The sequence below is a fragment of the Geminocystis sp. genome (assembly GCF_041753295.1).
Taxonomy (GTDB): Bacteria; Cyanobacteriota; Cyanobacteriia; order Cyanobacteriales; family Cyanobacteriaceae; genus Geminocystis.
Map to the genome: position 1 here is coordinate 1 of NZ_JBGSUU010000107.1, position 24940 is coordinate 24940.

At 31.9% G+C, this 24940-nt stretch carries 23 protein-coding genes; 16 read left to right on the forward strand and 7 right to left on the reverse strand.

What is annotated here, in order from left to right:
• Positions 1 to 461 precede the first annotated feature (461 nt).
• Positions 462 to 2432 carry an NAD(P)/FAD-dependent oxidoreductase gene (locus ACEW8E_RS13025; RefSeq protein ID WP_373480822.1) on the forward strand — a complete coding sequence of 657 codons (1971 nt, stop codon included), beginning with the start codon at positions 462 to 464 and terminating at the stop codon, positions 2430 to 2432.
• Positions 2433 to 2458: 26 nt separating this feature from the next.
• Here ACEW8E_RS13025 and pheA read toward each other — a convergent pair whose 3' ends face one another.
• The 3 genes from pheA to miaB form a co-directional block, all read right to left on the reverse strand.
• Positions 2459 to 3322 (reverse strand): prephenate dehydratase, encoded by an 864-nt coding sequence (pheA, locus tag ACEW8E_RS13030; RefSeq protein WP_373480785.1) that lies wholly within the window; start codon positions 3320 to 3322, stop codon positions 2459 to 2461.
• A 201-nt stretch (positions 3323 to 3523) separates the two neighbouring features.
• Positions 3524 to 3826, reverse strand: coding sequence for a hypothetical protein (locus ACEW8E_RS13035; RefSeq protein ID WP_373480786.1), 303 nt, complete (start codon positions 3824 to 3826; stop codon positions 3524 to 3526).
• 114 nt (positions 3827 to 3940) lie between these two features.
• Complete coding sequence (gene miaB / locus ACEW8E_RS13040; protein WP_373480787.1) at positions 3941 to 5284, reverse strand: tRNA (N6-isopentenyl adenosine(37)-C2)-methylthiotransferase MiaB; 1344 nt, start codon at positions 5282 to 5284, stop codon at positions 3941 to 3943.
• Positions 5285 to 5575: 291 nt separating this feature from the next.
• Between miaB and ACEW8E_RS13045 the strand changes: the two genes are divergently transcribed.
• The 7 genes from ACEW8E_RS13045 to ACEW8E_RS13075 all read left to right on the forward strand — a co-directional run bounded on the left by ACEW8E_RS13045 (position 5576) and on the right by ACEW8E_RS13075 (position 10235).
• Positions 5576 to 5794 carry an NAD(P)H-quinone oxidoreductase subunit O gene (locus ACEW8E_RS13045; protein ID WP_373480788.1) on the forward strand — a complete coding sequence of 73 codons (219 nt, stop codon included), beginning with the start codon at positions 5576 to 5578 and terminating at the stop codon, positions 5792 to 5794.
• Between the two features lie 3 nt (positions 5795 to 5797).
• The gene (gene mdh / locus ACEW8E_RS13050; protein WP_373480789.1) at positions 5798 to 6775 is read left to right on the forward strand and encodes a malate dehydrogenase; all 978 of its coding nucleotides are present in this window, start codon (positions 5798 to 5800) and stop codon (positions 6773 to 6775) included.
• Between the two features lie 16 nt (positions 6776 to 6791).
• Entirely contained in the window at positions 6792 to 7328 is a 537-nt protein-coding gene (locus tag ACEW8E_RS13055; RefSeq protein ID WP_373480790.1) for a cytidine/deoxycytidylate deaminase family protein, read from the forward strand.
• 147 nt (positions 7329 to 7475) lie between these two features.
• Positions 7476 to 8207: a dienelactone hydrolase family protein gene (locus ACEW8E_RS13060; RefSeq protein WP_373480791.1), complete on the forward strand. Its 732-nt coding sequence runs from the start codon at positions 7476 to 7478 to the stop codon at positions 8205 to 8207.
• Between the two features lie 98 nt (positions 8208 to 8305).
• Positions 8306 to 8881 carry a TerD family protein gene (locus ACEW8E_RS13065; RefSeq protein WP_373480792.1) on the forward strand — a complete coding sequence of 192 codons (576 nt, stop codon included), beginning with the start codon at positions 8306 to 8308 and terminating at the stop codon, positions 8879 to 8881.
• A gap of 140 nt (positions 8882 to 9021) precedes the next feature.
• The gene (locus tag ACEW8E_RS13070; protein WP_373480793.1) at positions 9022 to 9597 is read left to right on the forward strand and encodes a TerD family protein; all 576 of its coding nucleotides are present in this window, start codon (positions 9022 to 9024) and stop codon (positions 9595 to 9597) included.
• A 44-nt stretch (positions 9598 to 9641) separates the two neighbouring features.
• Positions 9642 to 10235 (forward strand): TerD family protein, encoded by a 594-nt coding sequence (locus tag ACEW8E_RS13075; protein ID WP_373480794.1) that lies wholly within the window; start codon positions 9642 to 9644, stop codon positions 10233 to 10235.
• Positions 10236 to 10292: 57 nt separating this feature from the next.
• On the opposite strand, the gene ACEW8E_RS13080 is transcribed toward ACEW8E_RS13075, so the two are convergent.
• Positions 10293 to 11042 (reverse strand): hypothetical protein, encoded by a 750-nt coding sequence (locus ACEW8E_RS13080; protein WP_373480795.1) that lies wholly within the window; start codon positions 11040 to 11042, stop codon positions 10293 to 10295.
• Between the two features lie 146 nt (positions 11043 to 11188).
• Between ACEW8E_RS13080 and cysK the strand changes: the two genes are divergently transcribed.
• From cysK to ACEW8E_RS13095, 3 genes are all read left to right on the forward strand, one after another.
• Positions 11189 to 12130: a cysteine synthase A gene (gene cysK, locus ACEW8E_RS13085; protein ID WP_373480796.1), complete on the forward strand. Its 942-nt coding sequence runs from the start codon at positions 11189 to 11191 to the stop codon at positions 12128 to 12130.
• Between the two features lie 3 nt (positions 12131 to 12133).
• Positions 12134 to 12823 (forward strand): J domain-containing protein, encoded by a 690-nt coding sequence (locus tag ACEW8E_RS13090; RefSeq protein ID WP_373480797.1) that lies wholly within the window; start codon positions 12134 to 12136, stop codon positions 12821 to 12823.
• Positions 12824 to 13076: 253 nt separating this feature from the next.
• Positions 13077 to 13244, forward strand: a complete 168-nt coding sequence (locus tag ACEW8E_RS13095) for a hypothetical protein (RefSeq protein ID WP_373480798.1) — start codon at positions 13077 to 13079, stop codon at positions 13242 to 13244.
• Positions 13245 to 13316: 72 nt separating this feature from the next.
• On the opposite strand, the gene ACEW8E_RS13100 is transcribed toward ACEW8E_RS13095, so the two are convergent.
• The gene (locus ACEW8E_RS13100) at positions 13317 to 13895 is read right to left on the reverse strand and encodes a TerB family tellurite resistance protein (RefSeq protein WP_373480799.1); all 579 of its coding nucleotides are present in this window, start codon (positions 13893 to 13895) and stop codon (positions 13317 to 13319) included.
• A gap of 141 nt (positions 13896 to 14036) precedes the next feature.
• Between ACEW8E_RS13100 and ACEW8E_RS13105 the strand changes: the two genes are divergently transcribed.
• A complete protein-coding gene (locus ACEW8E_RS13105; RefSeq protein WP_373480823.1) occupies positions 14037 to 14876 on the forward strand; it encodes a prephenate/arogenate dehydrogenase in 840 nt (279 codons plus the stop codon).
• Positions 14877 to 14937: 61 nt separating this feature from the next.
• On the opposite strand, the gene ppc is transcribed toward ACEW8E_RS13105, so the two are convergent.
• Both ppc and ACEW8E_RS13115 read right to left on the reverse strand, forming a co-directional pair.
• A complete protein-coding gene (gene ppc / locus ACEW8E_RS13110) occupies positions 14938 to 17979 on the reverse strand; it encodes a phosphoenolpyruvate carboxylase (RefSeq protein ID WP_373480800.1) in 3042 nt (1013 codons plus the stop codon).
• 282 nt (positions 17980 to 18261) lie between these two features.
• Entirely contained in the window at positions 18262 to 18456 is a 195-nt protein-coding gene (locus ACEW8E_RS13115; RefSeq protein WP_373480801.1) for a hypothetical protein, read from the reverse strand.
• Between the two features lie 277 nt (positions 18457 to 18733).
• On the opposite strand from ACEW8E_RS13115, the gene ACEW8E_RS13120 reads away from it, so the two are divergent.
• The 4 genes from ACEW8E_RS13120 to ACEW8E_RS13135 all read left to right on the forward strand — a co-directional run bounded on the left by ACEW8E_RS13120 (position 18734) and on the right by ACEW8E_RS13135 (position 24939).
• Positions 18734 to 19765 carry an AI-2E family transporter gene (locus ACEW8E_RS13120; protein WP_373480802.1) on the forward strand — a complete coding sequence of 344 codons (1032 nt, stop codon included), beginning with the start codon at positions 18734 to 18736 and terminating at the stop codon, positions 19763 to 19765.
• Positions 19766 to 19827: 62 nt separating this feature from the next.
• Positions 19828 to 22605, forward strand: a complete 2778-nt coding sequence (gene amt, locus ACEW8E_RS13125) for an ammonium transporter (RefSeq protein WP_373480803.1) — start codon at positions 19828 to 19830, stop codon at positions 22603 to 22605.
• 141 nt (positions 22606 to 22746) lie between these two features.
• Positions 22747 to 24183, forward strand: a complete 1437-nt coding sequence (locus ACEW8E_RS13130) for a diguanylate cyclase domain-containing protein (protein WP_373480804.1) — start codon at positions 22747 to 22749, stop codon at positions 24181 to 24183.
• Between the two features lie 21 nt (positions 24184 to 24204).
• Entirely contained in the window at positions 24205 to 24939 is a 735-nt protein-coding gene (locus ACEW8E_RS13135) for a cytochrome c biogenesis protein CcdA (protein ID WP_373480824.1), read from the forward strand.
• Position 24940 lies beyond the last annotated feature (1 nt).

Consider the following 24940-nt stretch of genomic DNA (forward strand, 5'->3'; position numbering starts at 1 on the left):
CTAACTTCCAGTCTTGAACTGGTAAACGCTAACGGACACATTAACCTCTGTCAATTGAGTGAAAACTTGATTGATAAGTTAGGTGGTTGAAGTTAGAATCCCTCACCATAATCTTTGATTTGGTGACGGGAGAATGTCAATTCTCTATAATAGTTTGAGTTAAATGAAGAGTAACTCAACGTTCATGATATATTATTTATTGATCATACCCTTTACCAAACTTTAGGTTGAAAGTTATCGCCGTTGAGAGACGAAAAGCATCCATCGCCCACGCTAAAATTGGATCATAAAACTGTACTTCTTTGATACCATATTCCTTGAATTGAGTTAATAAATCACCATAAAGACTTTACTTTTTACTCCTAGCCTTACTGAAAATTTTAGATCGAACTGAGTTTATGATTAGATAATGAATAGTAATTGATAATTAAGATTTTAATTGACGAGTTATACCGATGAAAATAAACGAAGTATTATATTTAGAAATTCCTAACCCTAATCCTCAAATAATTTGTGATTGGTTACAAAATATCTGGCAACCATCTCAAGGGAAAAAAATAAATACGGCTGATGGCATTCGTTTAGAATTAGCAGACAATCATGAATTGTCAATCTTTACATGGACATTGCAACGAACTACGTACTTAAAAATGTTCCGTTGGGGTGAAAAACAAGTAATAACAGAAAATAAAATAAAAAAAGAATTAGAAAAAGCAATTAATCAAAAATTTCCGCCTAATTATCCCTTATTACCTACTATAGATTTAACTAATCAATCGATATTTTCTGCCCTAGAATCTTATTATCCAAATACGGTTAAATTTTTTCAAAAAATGCCTCAAGGAGAATATGATTTAACTAGAGTTTATTGGTGGGAAAAAAAATGGCGAGAAAGCATTAAAAATAAAGTTAAAACTACTTTTAAACAAGTTTTATTTAAGAATGAAACCATAGGAAAAGCAGACTATGATTTAGTTTACATTGGCGGTGCATTAGGGGCAATTCATGCAGCTTTAATGGCTAAACTAGGCTATCATGTATTATTAATTGAACGTTTAAAATTTGGAAGAATGAATCGAGAATGGAATATTTCTCGCCAAGAATTTCAAGTTTTAATTGATTTAGATTTATTTACAAAAAAAGAATTTGATTGTATTATTGCCGCAGAATATAAAGACGGTTTCAGTAAGTTTTTTGATAGTAATAATCCACCTAATTTAAAAGCAGAAATTTTACACACACCAACAGTGTTGAATATTGCTATAGATACCACTAAATTATTAACTTTATGTGGAGAAAAATTAAAGGAATATGGTGCAGAAATTTGGGAAGAAACAGAATTTAATCGTGCAACTATTGGCAAAGATTTAGTGACTATTAATACCACTAATTTAACCACAGGAGACGAAAAAGAAACCACCGCTAGACTATTAATTGATGCTATGGGTACAGCTTCCCCTCTTTCATGGCAAATGTCGAAAAATCAAGCCTTTGATAGTGTTTGCCCTACGGTGGGGGCAGTTGTAGAAGGTTTAAATCCAGAAGTGTGGGATAGGAATTATGGTGATGTTTTATTTTCTCACGGAGATATATCCAGAGGAAGACAATTGATTTGGGAGTTATTTCCTGCCGAAGGTAATGAAGTTACAATTTATCTATTCCATTATCATCAAGTACACCCTGATAATCCGGGTTCATTATTGGAAATGTATGAAGATTTTTTTACTATTTTACCTGAATATCGTCGTTGTGACATGGAAAAATTAACATGGAAAAAGCCAACTTTTGGTTATATACCGGGTAAGTTTACCATCAAAAAAGGAGACAGTAAAATAGCAACAGATAGAGTATTAGCCATTGGGGATGCGGCTTCTTTACAATCACCCTTAATTTTTACTGGATTTGGTTCATTAGTGCGAAATTTAGGCAAATTAACCAGTTTATTAGACTATGCTTTAAAATATAACCTCTTAGATGGCGAATCTTTAAATCAAATTCAAGCCTATCAAAGCAATATTGCAGTAACATGGTTATTCTCAAAAGGAATGATGATTCCCACCCATAAAACTTTACCACCACAACGGGTAAATTCCATGTTAAATACTTTCTTTGGCTTACTTGCCGACGAACCAAAAACAGCAGATACTTTTATTAAAGACAAAACAGATTGGCTTACATTCAACCGTTTAGCCTTAAAAGCCGCCACCAAAAATCCATCTTTATTATTATGGATATGGCAAATGGCAGGAAGTAAAGATATATTGCGCTGGTTAGTGGCTTATAATGCTTTTACTGTGGATGCTTTCAAAAATTTATTATTTAGTCAATGGTTTAGTCATTGGTTAGAAAAACAAAACTCATGGCTACCCCAGTCTAACCCTAAGTTATGGTTTAATTTGTTAGTTTTTAGCTCTAATTTGTCTCGAAAATAAGCTAGGAGATAGTAAGAATAATTGATTTAAAATTGGCTTATTTCTTGATGATCAATCTTGATAATGTCATAATTGCCTAATACTTTTAAAACTTTTGTCACTTTAGCTAATTCTTGTAAAGCTGATTGAATAGTCTCTCCAGAGGTATCTCCTGCTAAGTCCACAAAAAACAAATATTCTCCTAAAGATCTTTTTGTTGGTCTTGATTCTATCTTAGTTAAGTTTATCTGTTTATCAGCAAAAATTTGTAGCGGTTTTACCAAAACTCCGGGGGTGTTAGCTTGAAAAGCAAATCCTAAAGAAATATTATTTCCATCCTCATGAGGTTCTCGACGGACTATCCAAAAACGGGTACAATTATCAGGATAATCATTAATATTCTCTTTTTTGATCGGTAAATCATACAAATGTGCTGCCCTTGAAGATGCGATCGCACCAACAGAAGGTTCATTATTAAGATGATGTAAGGCTTCAGTGGTAGAATTACTAGGGATTAAAATAGCTTGGGGTAAATTATTTTCTAACCATTTTTGACATTGTGCTAAGGCTTGAGGATGAGAGTAAATGGTTTGAATATCAGAGATAGTCGTAGCTTTGGATAATAAATTATGGACAATAGGAATAGTTATGGCTTGTTGAATATGTAGTCCCTTGAGTTCCCAAAGAGTGTCAAGAGTCATGGCTACTGTACCCTCTATGGAATTTTCCACAGGTACAACCGCTATATCAGCTTTACCATCAACTAAAGTGCGTAAAGTTTGAGAAATGCTAGGAATGGGCAATAATTCAGACTTAATACCCATTTTTTGTTGTAAATGTTGAGCATAAAAAAGAGTAGCAACTTCTGAATAAGTACCTTTAGGCCCTAAATGGGCGATAATTTTGGTCATATTAAACAATTAACAATTATTTAGGTGGAAAATGCCCACATTATTCTTAAAAATTTAGCAAAAATCAGTCACAGAAAAAAAATTATTTTCTAAAACTAAATGGAGAATAATCATCAAAATTCACTCCTTAAATTAATGTTTCAATTTTTTTGAATTACTATTGTTTTGATTAACTAAAGATTATTCTTGTTGTGATTGAGTTTATGGATTAGGAAAAAACGCTAATTTTCCGATAATTCCTAATAAGCCTGTAACCAAAACACCAACAATACTTAAAAAACCTATGGTTATGGTATTTAAGCGACTTTCAATATTATCAAAACGCTTATCTGTAGAGTCTAAACGTTTAACTATTTGTTCATTCTGAGTTTTCAGTTTTTCAACATCAATTTTTACGGTGGTTAAATCATTTTGAATATGATCTATTTTTTGATCTAACCTATCAATCTTAGCATCGAGTTTATTTAAAACGTCAATTAAGTTAACTTCTAATATTTGAGTCATGATAATATTATGTTACGTATTTGTGGTTAAGAAATAATTTGCAAACTATCCTTAATCACAATTTTAACTGTACTTTAGACTTCTCCAGAATTGTCTTGTGTCTTTTATATTTATTTAAAATACTCTCTCACCAGTTAAACTAAAGGAACGAACTTGTGTTATTTTTACTGGTAAGATTTTACCTTTTAAACTTGTTATATCACCCTTAAAAAAGGTTAAGCGATTACCTTCAACTCTACCCATAACTTGACTGGTATCTTTAGGGTTAACATCTTCTACTAATACTCTTTCCACACGATTTAAGTATCGTTGAGATTTTTCTGCTGCCTTAATAGATACTAAATGATTTAATCGTTGTAAGCGATCGCTTTTTTCTTGTTCACTAATTTGATTATCCCATAAAGCAGCAGGAGTATTTGGGCGAGGAGAATAAGCGGCTGTATTTAATTGATCAAAACCAATATCATTAACTAAGGATAAAGTATTTTGAAATTGTGCTTCAGTTTCCCCCGGAAAACCGACAATAGCATCACCAGTAACAGAAGCATCAGGCATATAATGACGAATGAGTGAGATAATATGACGATAACGCTCATGGGTGTAACCTCGTTTCATGGCTTTGAGAATATCATTATCTCCAGACTGAAAAGGGATATGGAAATGTTCGCACACTTTGGGTAATTCATGACAAGCTTTGATTAAGCGCTCAGTGAAATAACGAGGGTGAGAAGTGGCAAAACGAATACGCTCAATACCTTCTACATCGTGAATATAATATAATAAATCAGTAAAAGTATATAAATTTCTGCCTGTTTCTGTAGTACCTTCTAAATCACGTCCATAAGCATCAATATTTTGTCCTAACAAAGTAACTTCTTTATAACCTTGACGAGCAACTTCCTCAATTTCTGCTTTAATAGATTCAGGAGTCCTAGATTGTTCTACACCTCTAACATTTGGCACTACGCAATAAGTGCATCTTTCATTGCAACCATAAATAATATTTACCCAAGCAGAAACTTTACTTTCACGGCGAGGTTTCGTAATATCTTCGTAAATGTGGATAGGTTCAGTCGCTACAATTTGATTACCAGCAAAAACTTGCTCTAGTAAGCTATCTAGTCTATTAACGTGTTGCGGTCCCATAACCAAGTCTAACTCAGGAATACGTCTTAATAGATTTTCTCCTTCTTGTTGCGCAACACATCCAGATACAACTAAAGTAAAATCTGTTTCTTGATGTTTACGTTGTGCTTGTCTGCCTAAATAAGAATAAATTTTTTGCTCGGCATTATCTCGAATAGTGCAAGTATTATAAACAATCAGATTAGCATTATTAGGATCTTCGGTAAATTCAAAACCCATATTTTCTAATATACCTCCCATGCGCTCAGAATCTGCTTTATTCATCTGACAGCCAAAGGTAGTAATATTATAAAGACGTTTTTTTTCATTCATAGTTTGTGCAGATAAAAATTATTATAGTTAAACCTAATCTTTTAGTATAGCGTGACTTACATTGAGATCTTTCTAACTAATTTAACTCAAGAATTGACGATAAAATTCCTAAATTATTAATGAAAATTTTCCCTCCTTAACCCCGAATTTTGGGGAAATTAACTGATTATTTTCTTACGACTTAAATAAGATTGCTAAAAAAGGGAGATTTTAATTAAATATTGATTCTTGGTTATCAAATTATGGCAAAATAAGTGCAGAATCATCACAAATAGTTTGAAAATAAAGATTATGGCAATTAAAGTAAAAAAAGGTGCATTTGTAAAGGCAATTCGAGAAAAGTTAGAAAATAGCTTAGAAGCCAAAGCCAGTGACAATCGTTTTCCTTCTTATCTTTTTGAAAGTAAAGGAGAAATTTTAGATTTTAATGAAGATTATGCTTTGGTAAAATTTTATACCCCTACTCCTAGTGTATGGTTAAAACTAGACCATCTCGAATTAGTTGACTAATTTATGACTCAATCTCAAACTTTTCCCCTCTGTAATAAATTTCCCAAAGTATCCATTATCGGTGCAGGTAACGTTGGTAAAACTTTAGCCCAAAAAGTCATTGAAAGTAATCTTGCTGACGCTTGTTTATTAGATATTGTGGAAGGTTTACCCCAAGGTATTGCCCTTGATTTAACCCAAGCAACAGGTTTAGAGTTTCACCATCGTAGTATTGTCGGCACAAACGACTATAAAGATACGGTAAATTCTGATGTAGTAGTTATCACCGCAGGAATTGCCCGTAAACCGGGTATGACGAGGAATGACTTATTAAAAATAAACGCAAAAATCGTTACCGAAGCCGCTCAAAAATGCCTTGTTTATTCCCCTAACGCACTTTATTTAGTAATAACAAATCCTCTGGATGTCATGACTTATTTAGTGTGGAAAACGACTAATTTACCCGCTAATAAAGTAGTAGGTATGGCTGGAGTTTTAGATTCTACTCGTTTACAGGCTTTTATAGCTATGGAATTAGGAGTATCTTTTAATGATGTTCAAAGTATGGTATTAGGTGGTCATGGTGATTTAATGCTACCATTACCTCGTTATTGTACGATAAGTGGTATTCCCATCACCGAATTAATGGATACAGAAACTATCGAAAGATTAGTACAACGCACCAGAGATGGGGGTGCAGAAATTGTTAAACTGTTAAAAACTGGTAGTGCTTATTACGCCCCTGCCTCTTCCGCATTTCACATGATTGAGTCAGTATTATTAAATCAATCTCGGTTATTACCAGCTGCTGTTTATCTTCAAGGAGAATATGGCTTAAAAGATATTTATTTAGGTGTGCCTTGTCGTTTAGGATGTGGAGGGGTTGAGCAAATTGTCGAAATTAATCTCACCGATGAAGAAAGAAAAATCCTTCATAATTCTGCACGATCCGTTCGTGATAATATTGATTTAGCCTTAGAACAATTAGGAATGAAGCACTAAAAATTAGGAATTATTAATGGAAGATAGAGAAGCACATCGACCGACATGGGATGAATACTTTATGTTAATGGCAAAGTTAGCCGCTACACGCTCAACTTGTCTAGCTTTTCCCGTTGGTGCAGTTATTGTCAAAAATCGTCAAGTATTAGCAACGGGTTACAATGCCTCTCCATCAGGCTCAATTCATTGCACCGCCCAAGGTTTCTGTTATGAGGGTTTAAGTAGTTGTGATGCTAGTAAAATTTTACCATCTCGTGCGGTTCATGCGGAAGCCAATGCTATCGCCCAAGCTGCCAGACACGGTATTGCTACCGATGGGGCAACTATTTATGTTACTCTTGAGCCTTGTATTTCTTGTTTAAAGTTGATTATTTCCGCTGGAATAAAAGAGGTTTTTTATGAAACTAATTTTAATTCGGGAGATAAATTAATTGTCAGAGATTCTTTTATTGCGGATAATTTAATCAAATTATATTCGATGAAAGTTCGTGATAATGTTGCTGAAAAAGCAAGTATATTTTTAACTGAAGCTGTTTCTATTAGTAAAAATTAATTGTATTTATTTAGATAATATAACCTAAGATAAACATTTGTAATTGATAATAAAAATTATTTAACTTTAACCTAAGTTTATTATCCTAACTCCTAACTCCTAACTCCTAACTCCTAACTCCTAACTCCTAACTCCTATTAAATATTTATGAATATTATTACTTCTAACGTTATTATTCCAAATAAAGATTTACAAATTCAAGGTTTTTTAGCACAACCAGATACTAAGGAAATTTTACCTGCAGTTATTGTTATTCAAGAAATTTTCGGCGTAAATGATCATATTAAAGATGTTACCTGTAGAATTGCTAAAGAAGGTTATATTGCCATCGCACCTGCTATTTATCAACGTCAAGCGCCTAATTTTACCGCAGGTTATACCCCTGAAGCTATCGAGATTGGTAAAAAATATAAAGACAATACAAAAGCTGAAGAATTATTGAGCGACATTCAAGCTACCGTAGATTATTTGTATCAATTACCTCAAGTCAAAAAAACTGGGGTTGGTAGTATTGGTTTTTGTTTCGGTGGACTTGTAGTTTATTTAACAGCAACCTTACCAGATATTAAAGCTACAGCCTCGTTTTATGGTGCAGGAATTGCTAACTGGTGTCCAAATGAAAATTTTGCTACTATTGATAAAACAAAAGATATAAAAGGCAAAATATATTGTTTCTACGGCGAAAAAGATCCTAGTATCCCCCTTGAACAAGTTGCACAAATTGAGACTCAATTACAAAAAGATAACATTTCTCATCAAATCTTCCGTTATTCTAATGCAGATCATGGCTTTTTTTGCGACGCTAGGGCAAGTTATCATCAAGAATCAGCACAAGACGCATGGGAAAAAGTTTTAGAATTATTCAAAACATCACTATAAAATACATATTATTGACAAAAATTTTTTGTGAATATTGCATAAAATAGAAAAACGAGACTGATATATAAATAGAAGCAAATTCTAGTGTAAAAAAAATTATGGCAATTTCATTACAAAAAGGGCAAAGAGTCTCCTTAGACAAAATCGCACCCGGATTAAATGCGGCTTTTATTGGTTTAGGTTGGGATACGAATGTAACTGATACAGGTCATGACTTTGATTTGGATGCGTCAGTATTCTTGTTAAATGCTAAAGAAAAACTAATATCTGACGAGCATTTCATCTTTTATAATAATCTTACCAGTCCAGATGCCGAAAAATCCGTTAAACACATGGGTGATAACTTAACGGGAGAAGGGGATGGCGATGACGAAGTTGTTATTGTTGATTTAAGAAAAGTACCTGCGGATGTTGCTCGTATTGTTGTAACCGTAACTATTCATGAAGCGGATAAAAGAGGGCAAAATTTCGGGCAAGTAAGAAATGCTTTTGTTAGATTGGTAGATGTGGAAACCAAAGAAGAAGTTTTACGCTATGACTTAGAAGAAAATTTTTCCATTGAAACGGCTTTGATTATGGCTGAAATTTACCGTAAAGATGGTGAGTGGCGTATGAATGCTGTTGGCGCTGGTTATCAAGGTGGTTTACAGGCTTTGGTTAATCGTTATCAATAAACCATTAGACTTCTTTCAGAAGTTAGCTAACAGGCAATGACAACAATAATTGATAATTTCTAAATAAGAATTGATTTTAAATTTCTTTTTTGGAGATGTCGATTAGGAAATATAAATTAAATATCAACTATTAATTAATTATGGCAATATCTTTAAGCAAAGGGCAAAGAGTTTCGTTAGATAAAGTCGCACCCGGATTAACGGCGGCATTTATTGGTTTAGGTTGGGATACCAATGTAACAGATACTGGTGGAAGTTTTGACTTGGATGCTTCTATATTCCTTTTAAACTCCAATGAAAAACTAATTTCAGAAAAGCATTTTATTTTTTATAACAATCTTACCAGTCCAGATCCTGAAAAATCCATTAAACACATGGGAGATAATCTCACGGGTGAAGGGGAAGGAGATGACGAAGGAATTATTGCGGATTTACGAAAAGTTCCAGCAGATATTAGTAAGATAGTTATAACTGTCACTATCCATGAAGCGGAAAAAAGAGGGCATAATTTTGGGCAGGTAAGAAATGCTTTTGTAAGGTTAGTTAATGTAGAAACCAAAGAAGAAATTTTACGTTATGACTTAGAAGAAAATTTTTCCATTGAAACGGCTTTAATTATGGCTGAAATCTATCGTAAAGATGGTGAATGGCGCATGAATGCCGTTGGTGCTGGTTATCAAGGTGGCTTGGAGTCGTTACTAAATCGTTATCAATAATAAATAATAAGCAACAATTTAACCTTTAATATCAACTAAATATCATGGCTATTAACTTACAAAAAGGGCAAAAAATTTCTCTTAAAAAAGAAGCACCAAAACTACAACAATTAATGTGCGGTTTAGGTTGGGATGTGGCAAAAAAAAGCGGTTTATTAGGAGGTTTATTTCAAGCAGATTTTGATTTAGATGCTTCAGTTTTATGTTTAGATTCGAGAGGTAAACTTAAGTCGAATAGTGAGATAGTTTATTTCGGTAATTTACGTCATCATTCTTCTGCTATTAATCATTTAGGTGATAATTTAACGGGCTCAGGCAGTGGTGATGATGAGGAAATCAATGTAAATTTACCCTTAATTCCTAGTAATATTAGTAAGCTAGTTTTTGTGGTAAATATTTATAATGCGATAGAAAGAAAGCAAGATTTTGGACAGGTTGGAAATGCTTTTGTACGTTTAGTAAATATTACTAATAATCAAGAAATTGTCCGTTATACTCTTTCTAAAAATGGTTATCAAGGCAAAACAGGAATGATTATGGCAGAATTAACTCGTGTTGATGATGACTGGGAAATGACGGCTAAAGGTGAGGGAATTATCGCTAGAAGTTTAGGAGATATTGCTAAACTTTATTCTTGATTTTTTTGAATTTATTATTAGTAGTTTTTGTGGGCAATGCCCACCCTACAATTAATTTTAAAGAGTATCAAATAAACTTGCTTTTTCTATTATGGCTTTTTGTAAAAATTTTTGATAAATTAATTCTCTAAAAGTTGTTAAATCTTTTTCCCAATTATTAATTTTTTCTGTTAATTTAGTGATTTTGACTTCGTCACTTAATGTTGTCAAATTATAGTTAAAATTACCTGCAAATAAAACCGCAGAAATAATATTTTTTTCTTGTTGAAGTTGTGCTGGGTTTATATTTACACCTAACTGACATTCATCTAATTGGTATAGTAAGTTTACAGATGCTTGAGGGGTAATATTACCAAAATTGCGCCAAACTCCACTACGAAGTAATGTATCATTAATAAAATTTTTGCCTCCTTCTTTATCCTCAGAAAATGGGATAATAATTTTAGAAATAACATTTATAGCTTGATATTGTGCATTAGACATTTTTTCAACATATTTTTGAGCAATGTTTGCAAATTGAAGTTCTTTAAGTTCTTTTGCACCTAAACCTTCAATAAAACTAATAGTATTTGGTTGTGCTATGATGTTAAGCCCATTTTTAAAACTGACTTGTGAGCCTTTTTGATTCATAATAGGTTGTGAGGCTAATTCCCATTCTTTAGGCACAATACCACTCATATTCAAAAAATCATAACTTAAGAGAGTCGGATTAAAGTTTTGAATCACTAAAGAAATAGTTAATTCTTCAATATCTTTTAAGGCAGTATTTTGTTGAGAAGAATTTGAAGTTTGTGTTGTTAAATTCATGGATAATTTTTTAAAATTTACTTAAAATAATACACTAAAGTTAGTCAATAATTTCATTTTAAAATAAATAATTATAATTTTTCATTGTGATCAAAGACTAAGTAAAATACATAATATATAGATTAATTAATTTTGACAACAACAATATGAAAATTGCAAATAATATCACGGAATTAGTTGGCAAAACTCCTTTAGTTAAACTTAACCGTATTCCTCAAACAGAAGGTTGTGTAGCATCCATTATTATTAAATTAGAGGGCATGAATCCTTCAGCGTCCGTGAAAGATCGCATTGGGGTTAATATGATAGAAGTAGCAGAAAAAGCGGGTTTAATTCACCCAGAAAAAACTATTTTAGTCGAACCGACTTCGGGTAATACGGGAATTGCTTTAGCTATGACAGCCGCCGCAAAGGGTTATCAGTTAATTTTGACAATGCCTGAAACCATGAGTCAAGAAAGACGGGCAATGTTACGCGCTTATGGGGCAAAATTAGAATTAACCAATGGTAGCGAAGGTATGCGCGGTTGTATTCAAAGGGCGCAAGAAATTGTTGATAGTATTCCCCATGCTTATATGCTACAACAGTTTCAAAATCCTGCGAATCCTCAAATTCACTATCAAACCACAGGGGAAGAAATTTGGCAAGATACCGACGGTAAAATTGATTTTCTTGTAGCTGGTGTCGGCACTGGTGGTACAATTACGGGGATTACTGAGTTACTTAAATCAAAAAAATCCACTGTCAAAACCATCGCTATTGAGCCTGAAAATAGCCCTGTATTATCAGGTGGTAAACCGGGTGCGCATAAAATACAAGGTATTGGAGCTGGTTTTATTCCTGACGTATTACGCTTAGATTTAATTGATGAAATCATCACTATCTCTGATACACAAGCTATCATTTATGGTAAAAGATTAGCACGAGAAGAAGGTATTTTATCTGGAATTTCTACTGGTGCGGCTTTAGCTGGGGCGATAAAATTAGCTCAAAGATCCGAAAATGAGGGTAAACTAATTGTTATGATTCAACCTAGTTTCGGAGAGCGTTACTTAAGTACACCTTTATTTCAAGATTTGACAGATTAAGGGATGAATTATTACGAAATTTTACAAATAAAAATTGACTCTTCAGGGGCGCAAATTAAACAGGCTTATCGAAATTTAGCAAAGCAATTTCACCCAGATAGTCAACATAAAAATGCAAATCATGAGCAAATTATTAAATTAAATGCCGCTTATGAGGTACTTAATGATCCAAAAAAGCGTTATATTTATGATCAACAAATCAAACAAAAAAATGATAATTTAATAGAGAATAGACAAAATAAAAGTTATCACGCATCACAATATTATCGACAAGATAGAGAAAATCGAAGAAAAAAAGAACACTTACAATTTCATTGGTTAAAAGACGTTTATTTTCCGATTAATACTTTGATTGATTCTATTATTTTATCTTTAGAAAAAGAGATAGAAGATTTATCCGCCGATGTTTTTGATGATGAATTAATGTCTATTTTTACTAATTATTTAGAAAATTGTCGTCGTGGTTTTGAGATGGCAAAAAACATTTTAACTTCTCAACCTAATCCTAGTTTATATAGTGGTATTGCGGCTAATCTTTACTATGGATTAAATCATATTAGCGATGGAATTGAAGAGTTAGAAAGATTTACTTTAACCTATGATGATTATTATTTACATACAGGAAGAGAGTTATTTAACTTAGCAGAAGAAATTAGTCAATCAGCAGCAGATATGGTAGAAAGATTTATTTAATTAAGACTTTATACAAAAACAATTAGTACTTTTTTCAACAATATTTTGAAGTTATTAAAAATCAATTAATATGCTAATTCAAGATAAAAAATAAGTCTCTAAACTTACTATATTGTTAAAACTTATAGCTGATTACTTATTGCGATATGTTATGATCTTAACCATAGCATTAACCAAAACTGATAAAGGAAAATTTTTCAGGGATGGATAGCGAAGGAGTAATGCTGATAAACATTAATAATCACTTATATCCATGAATTACTCAACCATTATGAATAAATTAATTAAAAAAATCACTATTATTTCTGTCTTAATAACTGTGGCTTATCCCGCTCATGATTTTATCAGAGATTTCGCTAGTAATCGTATTGCTAGAGTACAAGATACTAACTATAATTTTTCCCGTTATTTACGCTCTTAATGGATAAATAATTAACAATTTATAGATTTTAATTTGTCTATTTTGGGGAATATAATCATTCCCTTTATTTGATTAAATCTCAATTTTTTTAAACAAAATATTCTTAACATTTTCCATAAATGCTTTAAAAGGATGTTGGAATTTTTCTAATTCTTTATCTGCTTCCCATTCTATTTTTTGAACTAAATTACCGTCAATGTTTAATAATTGAATAAGTTTACGATAAATAGCTTTTTCTTGGGGACAAATTAAGTTACCATTTTTATCTGGACTTGCTTTAATTACCATATAAGCTAATTTTACCGCTAAAGAACGATCCTCAAGAGATTCTATGAGAATTACTAAATCTTCTAAAGAACTTGGATTGTTTCTGTAACTATCAAGAATATTTTTAAATGCTAATTCAGCTTGTATTCTTTCTTGTACTTGTTCATAAATAACAGAATTAGCCGACATACTATCATATAGTGCCATATTTTCGTCAATATAAGTTATGGGTTGTGGATCTATGGGTAAATCTGCTTTAAATAATTCCATTAATACGTCAGTTTCTTCCTGACTTAAATCACCATCAGCCCATGCGATCGCACTAATAAGATGTAAGATATTTAAGTGAGACTCAGGAAAGTGAAAACTTGATTCTTCTGTCATTTTAAAAAGTATATTTATTTAATAAAGAATTGACTATTTCTAACATGATTTTAGATAAAAAAGAGAGGATTGCTAAAAAAATTAATATTTGGGAATTAAAAGTTATGAAAAAATAAAATGATAATTTAGTGATAATTAATGATGAAAATAGGTATTGTTGGTTTAGGTTTAATTGGTGGCTCATTAGGTTTAGATTTAACGAATCAAGGTTATGATGTTATGGGAGTTTCTCGTCAATTAAAAACTTGTAATCTTGCCATAGAAAAAAAGATAGTCAAGGATGCTAGTACTGATTTTAAAATTTTGGGGCAAACAGATCTAATTTTCATTTGTACCCCTATAGCACAGATTTTACCTAGTATAGAGAAGATAATTAAATATTTATCTAGGGAAACAATTATTACGGATGTAGGCTCGGTAAAAGGAGAGATTGTTGACCATGCTACACAATTATGGCAAAATTTTGTCGGTAGTCATCCCATGGCAGGTACGGCAAATCAGGGAATTGAGGCGGCAGAATCTCATTTATTTGATCATGCTTCTTGCGTAATTACACCTCTACCCCAAACTTCTAGGGATGCTATCGATAAAGTAACTACAATATGGCGATCGCTAGGTTGTCAAGTATATAAAACCACACCAGAGATACATGATCAAGCAGTAGCATGGATTTCGCATTTACCAGTGATGATAAGTGCAAATTTGATTAATAGTTGCGTTAATAATGATAATGAAGAAGTAGTAAAACTAGCAAAAAAATTAGCAAGTTCGGGATTTAGAGATACAAGTCGAGTAGGAGGAGGAAACGTAGAATTAGGGTTAATGATGGCACAATATAACCGAGAAAAAATATTGAGTTGTTTAAAAGAATATCAGGAAAATTTAACCATAATAATTGATAATATTGAACAAAAAAAATGGCCAGAATTAGAAACAATATTAACTAAAACTCAAGAAGAAAGACCAAATTTTATACTATAGGGAAAATTTAATTGTTAATTGTTAATTGTTAATTGTTAATTGTTAATTATTTATGATTAGATCAACCTGTGTTACGCATACCGGCGGCAATACCATTAATAGTTAATAAAGCACCTCGTAACAATTCATCTTTACTATAGCGGAAGTGAATTAAACCAGCTTTATCTTGACTAGCATATTGTCTTAAACGTTTGAGTAGAGATACTTGTAAAAATCCTAAAGGAACAATTGTACCGTTACGAAGTTGTACCGATCTTTGTAGTTCAGGATCATTATCTAATAAGCGATCTTGCTCATTGATTTGCAATACTATATCCCGACTTAAATAGTATTCTTTAGCAATTTGGTTAAATACCGTCTGAAAACGCTCTTTATCTTCATTAGAAGCTAATTCATCGACATAATGACTTGCCATTTGTAAATCAACCTTAGAAAGAGTCATTTCTGCTTTAGAAATTACCATCTTAAAGAAAGGCCATTTTAAATAAAAATAGCGCAATAACTTCAAATTTTCTACAGGTTCTTGATTGACAAAATCTTGTAATGCTGTACCGACACCATACCACGCAGGAAGAAGAAAACGGCTTTGTGTCCAACTAAATACCCAAGGAATCGCACGGAGAGAAGATAGATCTTTTTTCCCACTGCTACGACGAGCAGGGCGAGAGCTTATTTGTAATTTACTAATTTCTTCAATAGGTGTTACGGACAAAAAGAAGTCGATAAAATCAGGTTGCTCATAAATCAATTCACGATAGGCTTTACGAGAAGATGTAGCAATTTCTTCCATAATATGATTCCAAGGCTCAATATCATCAAAACCGCTACCGAGTAAACTTGCTTGAATAACGGCAGTACTAATAGTTTCAAGATTATATAAAGCCAATTCAGGTAAAGAATATTTAGAAGCTAAAACTTCCCCTTGTTCGGTAATTTTGATTCTGCCATCAATAGTAGAAGTAGGTTGAGCTAAAATAGCCGCATAAGCGGGGCCTCCTCCTCGTCCTACAGAACCACCACGCCCGTGAAAGATTTTGATGTTTAAATTATATTTATCTCCCACTCTAGCAAGGGTTTTTTGTGCTTTGTGAATTTCCCAGTTACTGCTTAAAAACCCTGAATCTTTGTTACTGTCAGAATAACCTAACATGATTTCTTGCAAATTTTTAGGATGTAATTCAGGTAAAACAAGATTAGAAGCAGATTTGGGAATATTATCATAACCTCCTGCTAAAGAGGCACGATATAAAGGCAACTCAAATAACTCTGTCATCACTGCCTGTGAGCGTTTTAAGTCTTCTACGGTTTCAAATAAAGGCACAATACGAATACTTGTTGTACCTAAAATGGGATCATATAATCCAGCTTCTTTCGCTAATAATAAAACTTCTAAAACATCACTAACATAGTTTGTCATACTAATAATATAGGTTTGACAAATATCTAAGCCAAATTCTGTTTGTAATTCTCGTAAAACCCTTAGGGTTTCAATGGTTTCTGTGGTAGCTGAGGAGAAAGGAATATCATGAGGTACAAGAGGGCGACGGGTTTTTAACTCTTGTATTAACCAAGCAGTTTTTTCGGTTTCGGATAATTCGTTATAAGGTTTTTCTAAAACTCCCAAATATTCGGCGATTTCGTTAAGCGCATCGGAATGACGAGAAGAATCTTGACGAAAATCTAAAGGAGTGAGATGAAAACCATAAATTTCTACCTGAGATATTAAATGATCTAATTCTTGACATTTTAAACCAGTATTTTCAAGGTTAGATTTGATCAAATTGAGATCTTCTAATAAGTCAAGATTGGAAGGATAAAGATTATCTTCTTTTTGAGCTAATTTAATTGATTTTCGGGTTTCAGGATTAGATAAGGCTTGATTTCTTTTTTGAGTATTTTTTAATTTTTGTTCAATGTAAGCTAATTTTAACCGATAAGGTTCTTGTCGATAACGCACATATAATTTATCGTATAATTCTGGCATTCTAATGCGATCAATTTCCAAAGAATCTAATAATTCTGGTAAAACATTGCTCCAGTGTAAAGATAAACTCAAAATATCATTGAGCTGTGTCATCGATTCTATATATTTATCTATAACCAAATTACGCTGATAACAAGCCGTTGACCAAGTTACTTCTGGAGTTACAAAAGGATTACCATCTCGATCTCCACCTACCCAAGAGCCAAAATAACAAAATTTATGAGTGGGGGGTTTTAATTTTGGAAAAGTATTATGTAATGCTTGTTTCAACCTTGTAGATAACTCAGGTAAAGTATCAAACAACACTTCTTGAAAATAATGTAGAGCGTAATCAACCTCATCTAATACAGTAGGTTTAAATTGATGAAGTTCATCAGTTCGCCACCACATTCGCACTTCAGCCATTAAACGTTCTCGATAATTTTCTGCTTCCCAAGAATTAGTTAAACCCATAGCACGAAAAGACTCTTCTGCACTATCTAATTTTTCCAAGAGAAAAGAAATACGACGTTGTTTTTTACGAATAGTATGACGGACAATTTCCGTAGGGTGGGCAGTAAAAACTAAATTAATATCTAATTGATCTAATAATTGCTGAATCTTCTGGGGAGGCATATTCAATTTTTGCAAATAAGGGAAAAGCCAATGAAATGTACCACCACTAGCAGGATTTACCGTAGGATTAAAATAACTTTGAACTTTGTTATTGGTTTCTAAAGTGGGATTATTCCCAGATTCTAAATTTTGAATAGCATTTACTTGATCTTCTGTTGTAGTTTTACGAATTAATTTTTGAGTTCTTTGTTCATAATGTTGTTCTACAATATTAATTAATTGAAAATATAAAGCAAAAGCACGCGCAGCTTTAATGGCATCATCTAACTCTAATTGTTCTATCCATTTACTAACGGAAATTTCTCGGATTTCTGTGGTTTGTCCTTCTGGAGAACAAGCAGATTTTAACTTATCTAATAAATCCACTAACTCCCTTCCACACTCACTTGTTAACACTGATTCCCATAAATTTTCGATTAATTTTAGTCGATGACGTAATAATAATTCTGAACTAGAATAAATACTCAATTCTTCTTTATAGTTAGCAGTGGCTGAAATCATCATATTTTTTTCTCTTATATATGTTAATTTATGGGTATTTGTTATATTTAAACAAAAGAATTTACAGAAAATATATCTTGATTAGACTAAATTATTCAAAGCTAAATCATGTTTTTATCAAAGCTAAATTATTGAAGACTAAACAACACAGTTTCTGAACTTCCCTTGAATAAGGGTAAGCTACGCAGTACAATATTATGATTCTACCTGAAATGATTAATCTGATACAGTTTTTTAGGATACATTTTTTTAATTAATTTTTTACCAGAGAAGGTTTTTTGTTGGCTATGGATTAGAATCTAAGGAATGATTTTTGAGAATAGGTAATCTTTCACCCCGAAAAATCTCTTCACTGGCTTTCCCCATGTTTTCTAATAATTTCATGATTTCATTTCCCAAAAGTTGAGTAATGACAACACTAGGAGTAAGTAAACTTAAAGCCATTTGAGATAAAATTTGATCAGATTTTTTAGAAGACATAGGACTACTTTTTTAAATTGAACATTAATTAATTAAACTATCTATAAATTTATCAATATTTTTTAGTAATCACAAAGAAATCTTTTTAAATATAAAAAAACTTGAGTTTATCTACTATTTTTCGACAAATAAGTAATAGACTTAAGTGCAAAATTAAAAATAAAATCAATTTTGTGTAATTAATTATAAATTAATATCGTCTAACTTATAAAATACAATTAAAAGTATTATTGTTACAATAATTAATTTTAAAATATATATTTGTTTAAGTAATTATATGAATTTTGGTCAATCTTTAGGATTTTTAAGTTTTTTAATTTCTCTTTATATTATTTGGGAAATTAGACAATTTTTACTATTAATTTTTACAGCTATTATTTTCGCCGTTGTTTTAAATCGTTTAGTAATTAAATTACAGCAATTTAATTTAACAAGAGTTAAGGCAATTTTAATAATTATGAGTAGTCTTTTAATTATTATTTCATTATTATTTACTCTAATTTTACCTCCTTTTATTGAGCAATTTCAATTATTGATTCAGCTTTTACCTAGTGTTGCAAGAAAAATAACTCAGTTTATTAATACTATTGATTATGGGGAATATAAAAAGTTTTTACCCTTTGATGATCTGAATAATATTATAAATCAATATACCTTTAATACTCCTCAAATTTTTAATAATTTTATAGCAATTTTTTCTAATGTATTTATTATTACTTTTCAAATTATAATTTTATTTTTATTAACAATTGTTTTCTTATTGAATCCGAAGAAATATCGCTATTATCTTATCAAAATTTGTCCTTCTTTTTATCGTTATCGTATCGATGACATTCTGAATAAAAGTGAAATTGCCATAGTTAGTTGGTTAAATGGAATTATTATTAACTGTATTTTTATTGGTGTTTTAAGTGGTTTAGGTTTATGGATTTTACAAGTGAAATTAGTATTAGTTCATGGACTTTTAGCAGGATTACTCAATTTTATTCCTAATATTGGTCCTACTTCTAGCGTTATTTTTCCTGTTATGATCGCTCTTGTAGATGATCCTTGGAAAATAATGCCTATAGTAATCTGGTATTTTATTGTACAAAATATCGAAAGTTATTGGTTAACACCAAGAGTAATGGCAGAAAAAGTCTCTTTATTACCAGCCGTAACACTTTTTGCTCAAATATTTTTTGCTACGGCTTTTGGTATATTTGGATTATTATTAGCCCTTCCTCTTACCGTTGTAGCTAAAACTTGGATAGAAGAAATACTCTTTCAAGATATTCTTGATAAGTGGGAAATTTCGGAAAAACTTTAGACTCCTATCTCCTATCTCCTATCTCCTATCTCCTAACTCCTATCTCCTATCTCCTAATTATTATGACTGACTTACAATGGGTTTTAATTTGTGCAGGATTAGTATTTTTAATGCAACCCGGATTTATGTGTTTAGAATCAGGGTTAACGCGCTCAAAAAATAATATAAATGTAGCTGTAAAAAATTTAGCTGATTTTGGTATCTCGGTAATTTTATTTTGGATGTTTGGTTATGGCTTAATGTTTGGCTTAAGCAAAAGCGGATTAATCGGCACTACGGGCTTTTTTATTGATGTTGATAATGACTCTCGTTTAGGTGCTTTTTTCTTATTTCAAGCAATGTTTTGTAGTACCTCAACCACTATCGTTTCTGGTGCGGTGGCGGAAAGGTTAAAATTTAGCTCTTATATTATCGCTTCTGCCCTCATTTCAGGCATTATTTACCCTATTTTTGGCCATTGGGCATGGAATGGTATGGATAACCATGAGAATGGTTTTATTGGTTGGTTAGGTAGCCTCGGTTTTGTGGATTTTGCCGGGTGTACGGTAGTACATAGCGTAGGTGCTTGGGTATCACTTGCCCTTTTACTTATTATAGGCCCTCGTCACGGTCGTTTTTCCGTGGATAAAATCAATGGCTCAAATTTGCCTTTATCGGTGTTAGGAGTTATGTTATTATGGATTGCTTGGTTTGGCTTTAACGGTGGTAGTATTTTTGTTTTTAATGACCAAGTGCCGAGAATTTTAGTTAATACTCTCATGGCTGGTGTTGGTGGGATGATTAGCGGTTGTTTTTTTGGGTGGCGAAAATATAAACTTCCTGAAGTAGAATTTTTGATGAATGGCACTATTACTGGTTTAGTCTCTATTACGGCTTCTTGTCATGTGGTTTCAACTCCTGAAGCGGTAATTATTGGCGCTATTGGTGCTTATTTGATGTTATTTGCAAAGGCACAATTAGAAAAACGTAAAATAGATGACGCTGTGGATGCGGTAGCAGTACATGGTGTTGGTGGCACTTGGGGAATTTTAGCGGTGGCAATCTTCGGAAAGCCTGAGTTATTAGGCACGGGTTTAACCTCTTTTGAGCAGTTATTAGTGCAATTATTAGGAATTTTAGTCTGTTTTGTATGGACTTTTGGCATTGCTTGGTTATTACTCAATTTTACTAACCATTTCTTTCCTTTACGGGTATCTATAGAAGATGAAAATATAGGACTAAATGTCTCTGAGCATAGAGCAAGAACGGAAGTATATGATTTACTTATAGCTATGGATGAGCAAGTAAAGACTCAAAATCTTAGTTTGCGTGTACCCGTTGAGCCTTTTACAGAAGTAGGACATATTGCTACTCGTTATAATCAAGTTATTGAATCTCTGGAAAAATCCACTTCTCAACTTCAAGCAGGAAATTTAGAATTAGCCATCGCTAAGGAAAAAGCTGAAATAGCTAATCAAGCTAAAAGTGTTTTTTTAGCGAATATGAGTCACGAATTGCGCACCCCCATGAATGCTATTCTTGGTTTTTCTCAAATTATGATGCGATCACAAAGTTTACCTCCTGATCACTTAGAGAACACAACTATTATTAATCGTAGTGGCAACTATCTTTTAAATTTAATTAATAATATTCTCGATTTATCGAAGATAGAAGCAGGAAAAATGAGTTTAAATGAGAAAAATGTTGATTTTTATGTTTTATTAGAAGAAATTGAGGATTTATTGCAATTAAAAGCCGATGAAAAGAATTTACAACTAACTTTTGAAAGAGAGGAAAATGTACCGCAATATATCTCTACAGATGAAACTAAATTGCGTCAAGTATTAATTAATCTCATCAATAATGGCATCAAATTTACCGAAGAAGGAGGAGTAAATGTCTTTGTTTCTCTATCCCCTCGAATGTCAGAAGCAGAAAAAACTTATATTCATTTTGCCGTAGAAGATACAGGCCCAGGAATTGCGGAGGAAGATTTAAGCAAAGTTTTTGAAGCCTTTACTCAGACAGAAGTCGGTAGAAACTCTCAAGAAGGCACAGGTTTAGGGTTGCCTATTAGTCGTAAATTTGTACAGTTGATGGGGGGTGATATTACCATCAAAAGTGAGGTAGGTAAAGGGAGTATTTTTAGTTTCGATATTGCGGGGAAAGTTGTAGAAGCTAGAGATATAGAAATTGAGCAACGTACAAATAAACGTCATGTAATTGCATTAAAATCTCAAAAACAACGTTATCGCATTCTTGTAGTTGATGATCGCCCAATTAATCGCTTATTAGTAATAAAATTATTGCAACCATTGGGATTTGAATTGAAAGAAGCCGCTAACGGTAAAGAAGCTATTGAAATTTGGGAAGAATGGAATCCTCATTTAATTTGGATGGATATGCGAATGCCTGTGATGGATGGTTATGAAGCAACTCAATATATTAAAGGTACAATAAAAGGCAATGCTACCGCTATTATTGCTTTAACTGCCAGTGTTTTGGAGGAAGAAAAAGCGGTTATTTTATCCGCAGGATGTGATGATTTTATCAGAAAACCTTTTCGAGAATCCGTTATCTTTGAGGCCATGGCTAAACATCTGGGAGTAGAATATATTTATGAAGAAGAAAGTCAAGGGGATACTGTTACTCATAATCAACCGTTGACAGTAGAGGAGTTAAAAATAATGCCATCATCATGGATAGAGGAATTATACCAAGCATCGGTGGATCTTGATGATGATTTAATCTTAGAATTAATTGCACAAATTCCTCAACAGTATAATATTTTAATTGACAAGTTAACTAATTTAGTAGATAATTTCCAACTTAAGAAAATCCGAAAACTGATGGAGAATTAAGAATAAGTAATTAAAGCCATTAAATTAATATTTTGATTTTTATACATAAAAGTTAAATACTGACATTTTACAGCCTTAAATTAAAGTTATATAAATTTTCTGATAAATGGTCAATTATTCATTAATTATTAAAATATACAAATGAAAGAATTTAATCTTACTTCCGAAGAAAATTTAATAGAAAGTATTTTAATAGTAGATGATCAACCAGCAAATTTGCGAGTTTTATCAAAAATGTTGGAAGGAAGAAATTATAAAGTAAAAAAAGCATCTGATGGAGAAAGTGCAATTATGGCGGCACAATCTCAGCCTCCTGATTTAATTTTATTGGATATTTTAATGCCAAATATGGATGGTTATGAGGTATGCAAAAGAATAAAATCTTATGATAAAACTAAAGATATTCCTGTGATTTTTATTAGTGCCTTAAGTGATGTTTTTGACAAAATAAAAGCCTTTGAAATAGGAGGTATTGATTATGTAACAAAGCCTTTTCAAGAAGAAGAAGTATTAGCAAGAATCACCAGTCAATTAACTATTCAAACTCAGCGAAAATTATTAGCAAAAGAAAGAGAATTATTAGAAAAAGAGCATCAATTGTTAAGAAAAGAAATTCGTCAACGGAAAGAAGCTGAAGCAATTTTATATCAATCTAGGGCTTTAATTTCTAGTATTTTAAATGCTTCCCTTGATGGTATTGCTGCCTTAGAAGCAGTAAGAGACACAAAAACAGGTAAAATTATCGATTTCCGTTGTATTGTTGTTAATCCTGTTACCGCTCAAATATTTAATAGTCAACCAGAAGATTTAACAGGAAAGTTAATTTTTAAAAAATTTATAAATAAAATTAAACCTGAATTATTTACAGCATTTATTCAAGTAGTAGAAACAGGTAAATCTTTAGAGCAAGATATAAAATATAATCATAAAAATGAACAAAAATGGTTTCACTTTATCGCCGTAAAATTAGGGGATGGTTTTTCTGTCACGGTTAGAGATATTACTGTCAGGAAAAAACTAGAATTAAAGCTAAGTAAATTAGCTACTATTGATGGTTTAACAGGAGTTTATAATCGCCATTATTTTAATAATATTTTAACCCAAGAATGGGAACGTAATTGTCGAGAAAAACAATACTTATCTTTAATTTTATGTGATGTGGACTATTTTAAACCTTATAATGATTTTTATGGTCATCAAAAAGGAGATAGTTGTTTAATAACAGTGGCAAAAACAATGAATAATGTAGTTAAGAGATCTTCTGATATTTTAGCACGTTATGGTGGTGAAGAATTTGCTGTTATTTTACCTAATACACCCAAAGAAGGTGCAATAAAAATTGCTGAAAATTTGAGAGAAGAAATAGAAAAATTAAACATACCTCATGAAAAATCAAATATCAGTGAATATGTAACTATTAGTTTAGGTGTTGCTAGTATCATTCCTGATTGTGAATCTTCCATTGAATCTTTAATTAAAATTGCGGATAATGCTTTATATTTTGCTAAAGAAAATGGTAGAAATCAAGTAAAATTTTATAATCATAAGGAATTAGAAATTAGGAATAAAAATAATTAAATTTCTACGGCTATTATAATGATTTTTAACTCAATTTCCACACAACTTTATCAACTGCAACAATTAGCTAATCAATTAGTCAATAATCAACTAAATCAAGTCACTATTTTTAGTGTTGGCATTATTTTTCTGATGGGATTAATCACCAGTTTAACCCCTTGTATGTTATCCATGCTTCCTCTCACTGTTGCTTATATCGGCGGTTATGACAATAAAGGTAAATTTTCTTCTTTCATTCAATCTACTTATTTCGCCCTCGGTTTAGCCACCACTTTGGCTATTCTCGGCATTTTTGCGGCATTACTAGGTAAAGTTTACGGGCAAATTGGTACAGGTTTACCTATTTTTGTAAGTGCCATCGCCATTATAATGGGATTAAATTTATTAGAAATAATACCTTTAAAATTACCTAATTGGGATACCTCAAATTGGATAAAAGATAACTTTCCAGATAGCTTAAAATCTTATTTATTAGGGTTAACATTTGGCTTAATTGCTTCTCCTTGCAGTACTCCAGTTTTAATAACATTACTAGCATATATTGCTAATAGTAAAAATTTAGTATTAGGTACAGTTTTTCTGGTTAGTTATGCAATGGGTTATGTTTTTCCTTTGATTTTAGCAGGTACATTTACAGGTACATTAAAAAGTTTTCTAAATTTAAGAATTATTACTCAGTGGATAAATCCTTTAAGTGGTGGAGTTTTATTAATATTTGGCATTTTTTCTTTAGCTTCTCGTTTTACTTTTAACTGAA

What these genes read in the sequence shown, in the direction of transcription:
- ACEW8E_RS13055 (WP_373480790.1), top strand. Translation starts at nt 6,792, where the DNA reads ATGGAAGATAGAGAAGCACATCGACCGACATGGGATGAATACTTTATG.
- cysK (WP_373480796.1), top strand. Translation starts at nt 11,189, where the DNA reads ATGAAAATTGCAAATAATATCACGGAATTAGTTGGCAAAACTCCTTTA.
- ACEW8E_RS13075 (WP_373480794.1), top strand. Translation starts at nt 9,642, where the DNA reads ATGGCTATTAACTTACAAAAAGGGCAAAAAATTTCTCTTAAAAAAGAA.
- ACEW8E_RS13045 (WP_373480788.1), top strand. Translation starts at nt 5,576, where the DNA reads ATGGCAATTAAAGTAAAAAAAGGTGCATTTGTAAAGGCAATTCGAGAA.
- ACEW8E_RS13065 (WP_373480792.1), top strand. Translation starts at nt 8,306, where the DNA reads ATGGCAATTTCATTACAAAAAGGGCAAAGAGTCTCCTTAGACAAAATC.
- ACEW8E_RS13035 (WP_373480786.1), bottom strand. Translation starts at nt 3,826, where the DNA reads ATGACTCAAATATTAGAAGTTAACTTAATTGACGTTTTAAATAAACTC.
- pheA (WP_373480785.1), bottom strand. Translation starts at nt 3,322, where the DNA reads ATGACCAAAATTATCGCCCATTTAGGGCCTAAAGGTACTTATTCAGAA.
- ACEW8E_RS13105 (WP_373480823.1), top strand. Translation starts at nt 14,037, where the DNA reads ATGAAAATAGGTATTGTTGGTTTAGGTTTAATTGGTGGCTCATTAGGT.
- ACEW8E_RS13120 (WP_373480802.1), top strand. Translation starts at nt 18,734, where the DNA reads ATGAATTTTGGTCAATCTTTAGGATTTTTAAGTTTTTTAATTTCTCTT.
- ACEW8E_RS13060 (WP_373480791.1), top strand. Translation starts at nt 7,476, where the DNA reads ATGAATATTATTACTTCTAACGTTATTATTCCAAATAAAGATTTACAA.
- miaB (WP_373480787.1), bottom strand. Translation starts at nt 5,284, where the DNA reads ATGAATGAAAAAAAACGTCTTTATAATATTACTACCTTTGGCTGTCAG.
- ACEW8E_RS13130 (WP_373480804.1), top strand. Translation starts at nt 22,747, where the DNA reads ATGAAAGAATTTAATCTTACTTCCGAAGAAAATTTAATAGAAAGTATT.
- ACEW8E_RS13080 (WP_373480795.1), bottom strand. Translation starts at nt 11,042, where the DNA reads ATGAATTTAACAACACAAACTTCAAATTCTTCTCAACAAAATACTGCC.
- ACEW8E_RS13095 (WP_373480798.1), top strand. Translation starts at nt 13,077, where the DNA reads ATGAATTACTCAACCATTATGAATAAATTAATTAAAAAAATCACTATT.
- mdh (WP_373480789.1), top strand. Translation starts at nt 5,798, where the DNA reads ATGACTCAATCTCAAACTTTTCCCCTCTGTAATAAATTTCCCAAAGTA.
- amt (WP_373480803.1), top strand. Translation starts at nt 19,828, where the DNA reads ATGACTGACTTACAATGGGTTTTAATTTGTGCAGGATTAGTATTTTTA.
- ACEW8E_RS13090 (WP_373480797.1), top strand. Translation starts at nt 12,134, where the DNA reads ATGAATTATTACGAAATTTTACAAATAAAAATTGACTCTTCAGGGGCG.
- ppc (WP_373480800.1), bottom strand. Translation starts at nt 17,979, where the DNA reads ATGATGATTTCAGCCACTGCTAACTATAAAGAAGAATTGAGTATTTAT.
- ACEW8E_RS13070 (WP_373480793.1), top strand. Translation starts at nt 9,022, where the DNA reads ATGGCAATATCTTTAAGCAAAGGGCAAAGAGTTTCGTTAGATAAAGTC.
- ACEW8E_RS13115 (WP_373480801.1), bottom strand. Translation starts at nt 18,456, where the DNA reads ATGTCTTCTAAAAAATCTGATCAAATTTTATCTCAAATGGCTTTAAGT.
- ACEW8E_RS13100 (WP_373480799.1), bottom strand. Translation starts at nt 13,895, where the DNA reads ATGACAGAAGAATCAAGTTTTCACTTTCCTGAGTCTCACTTAAATATC.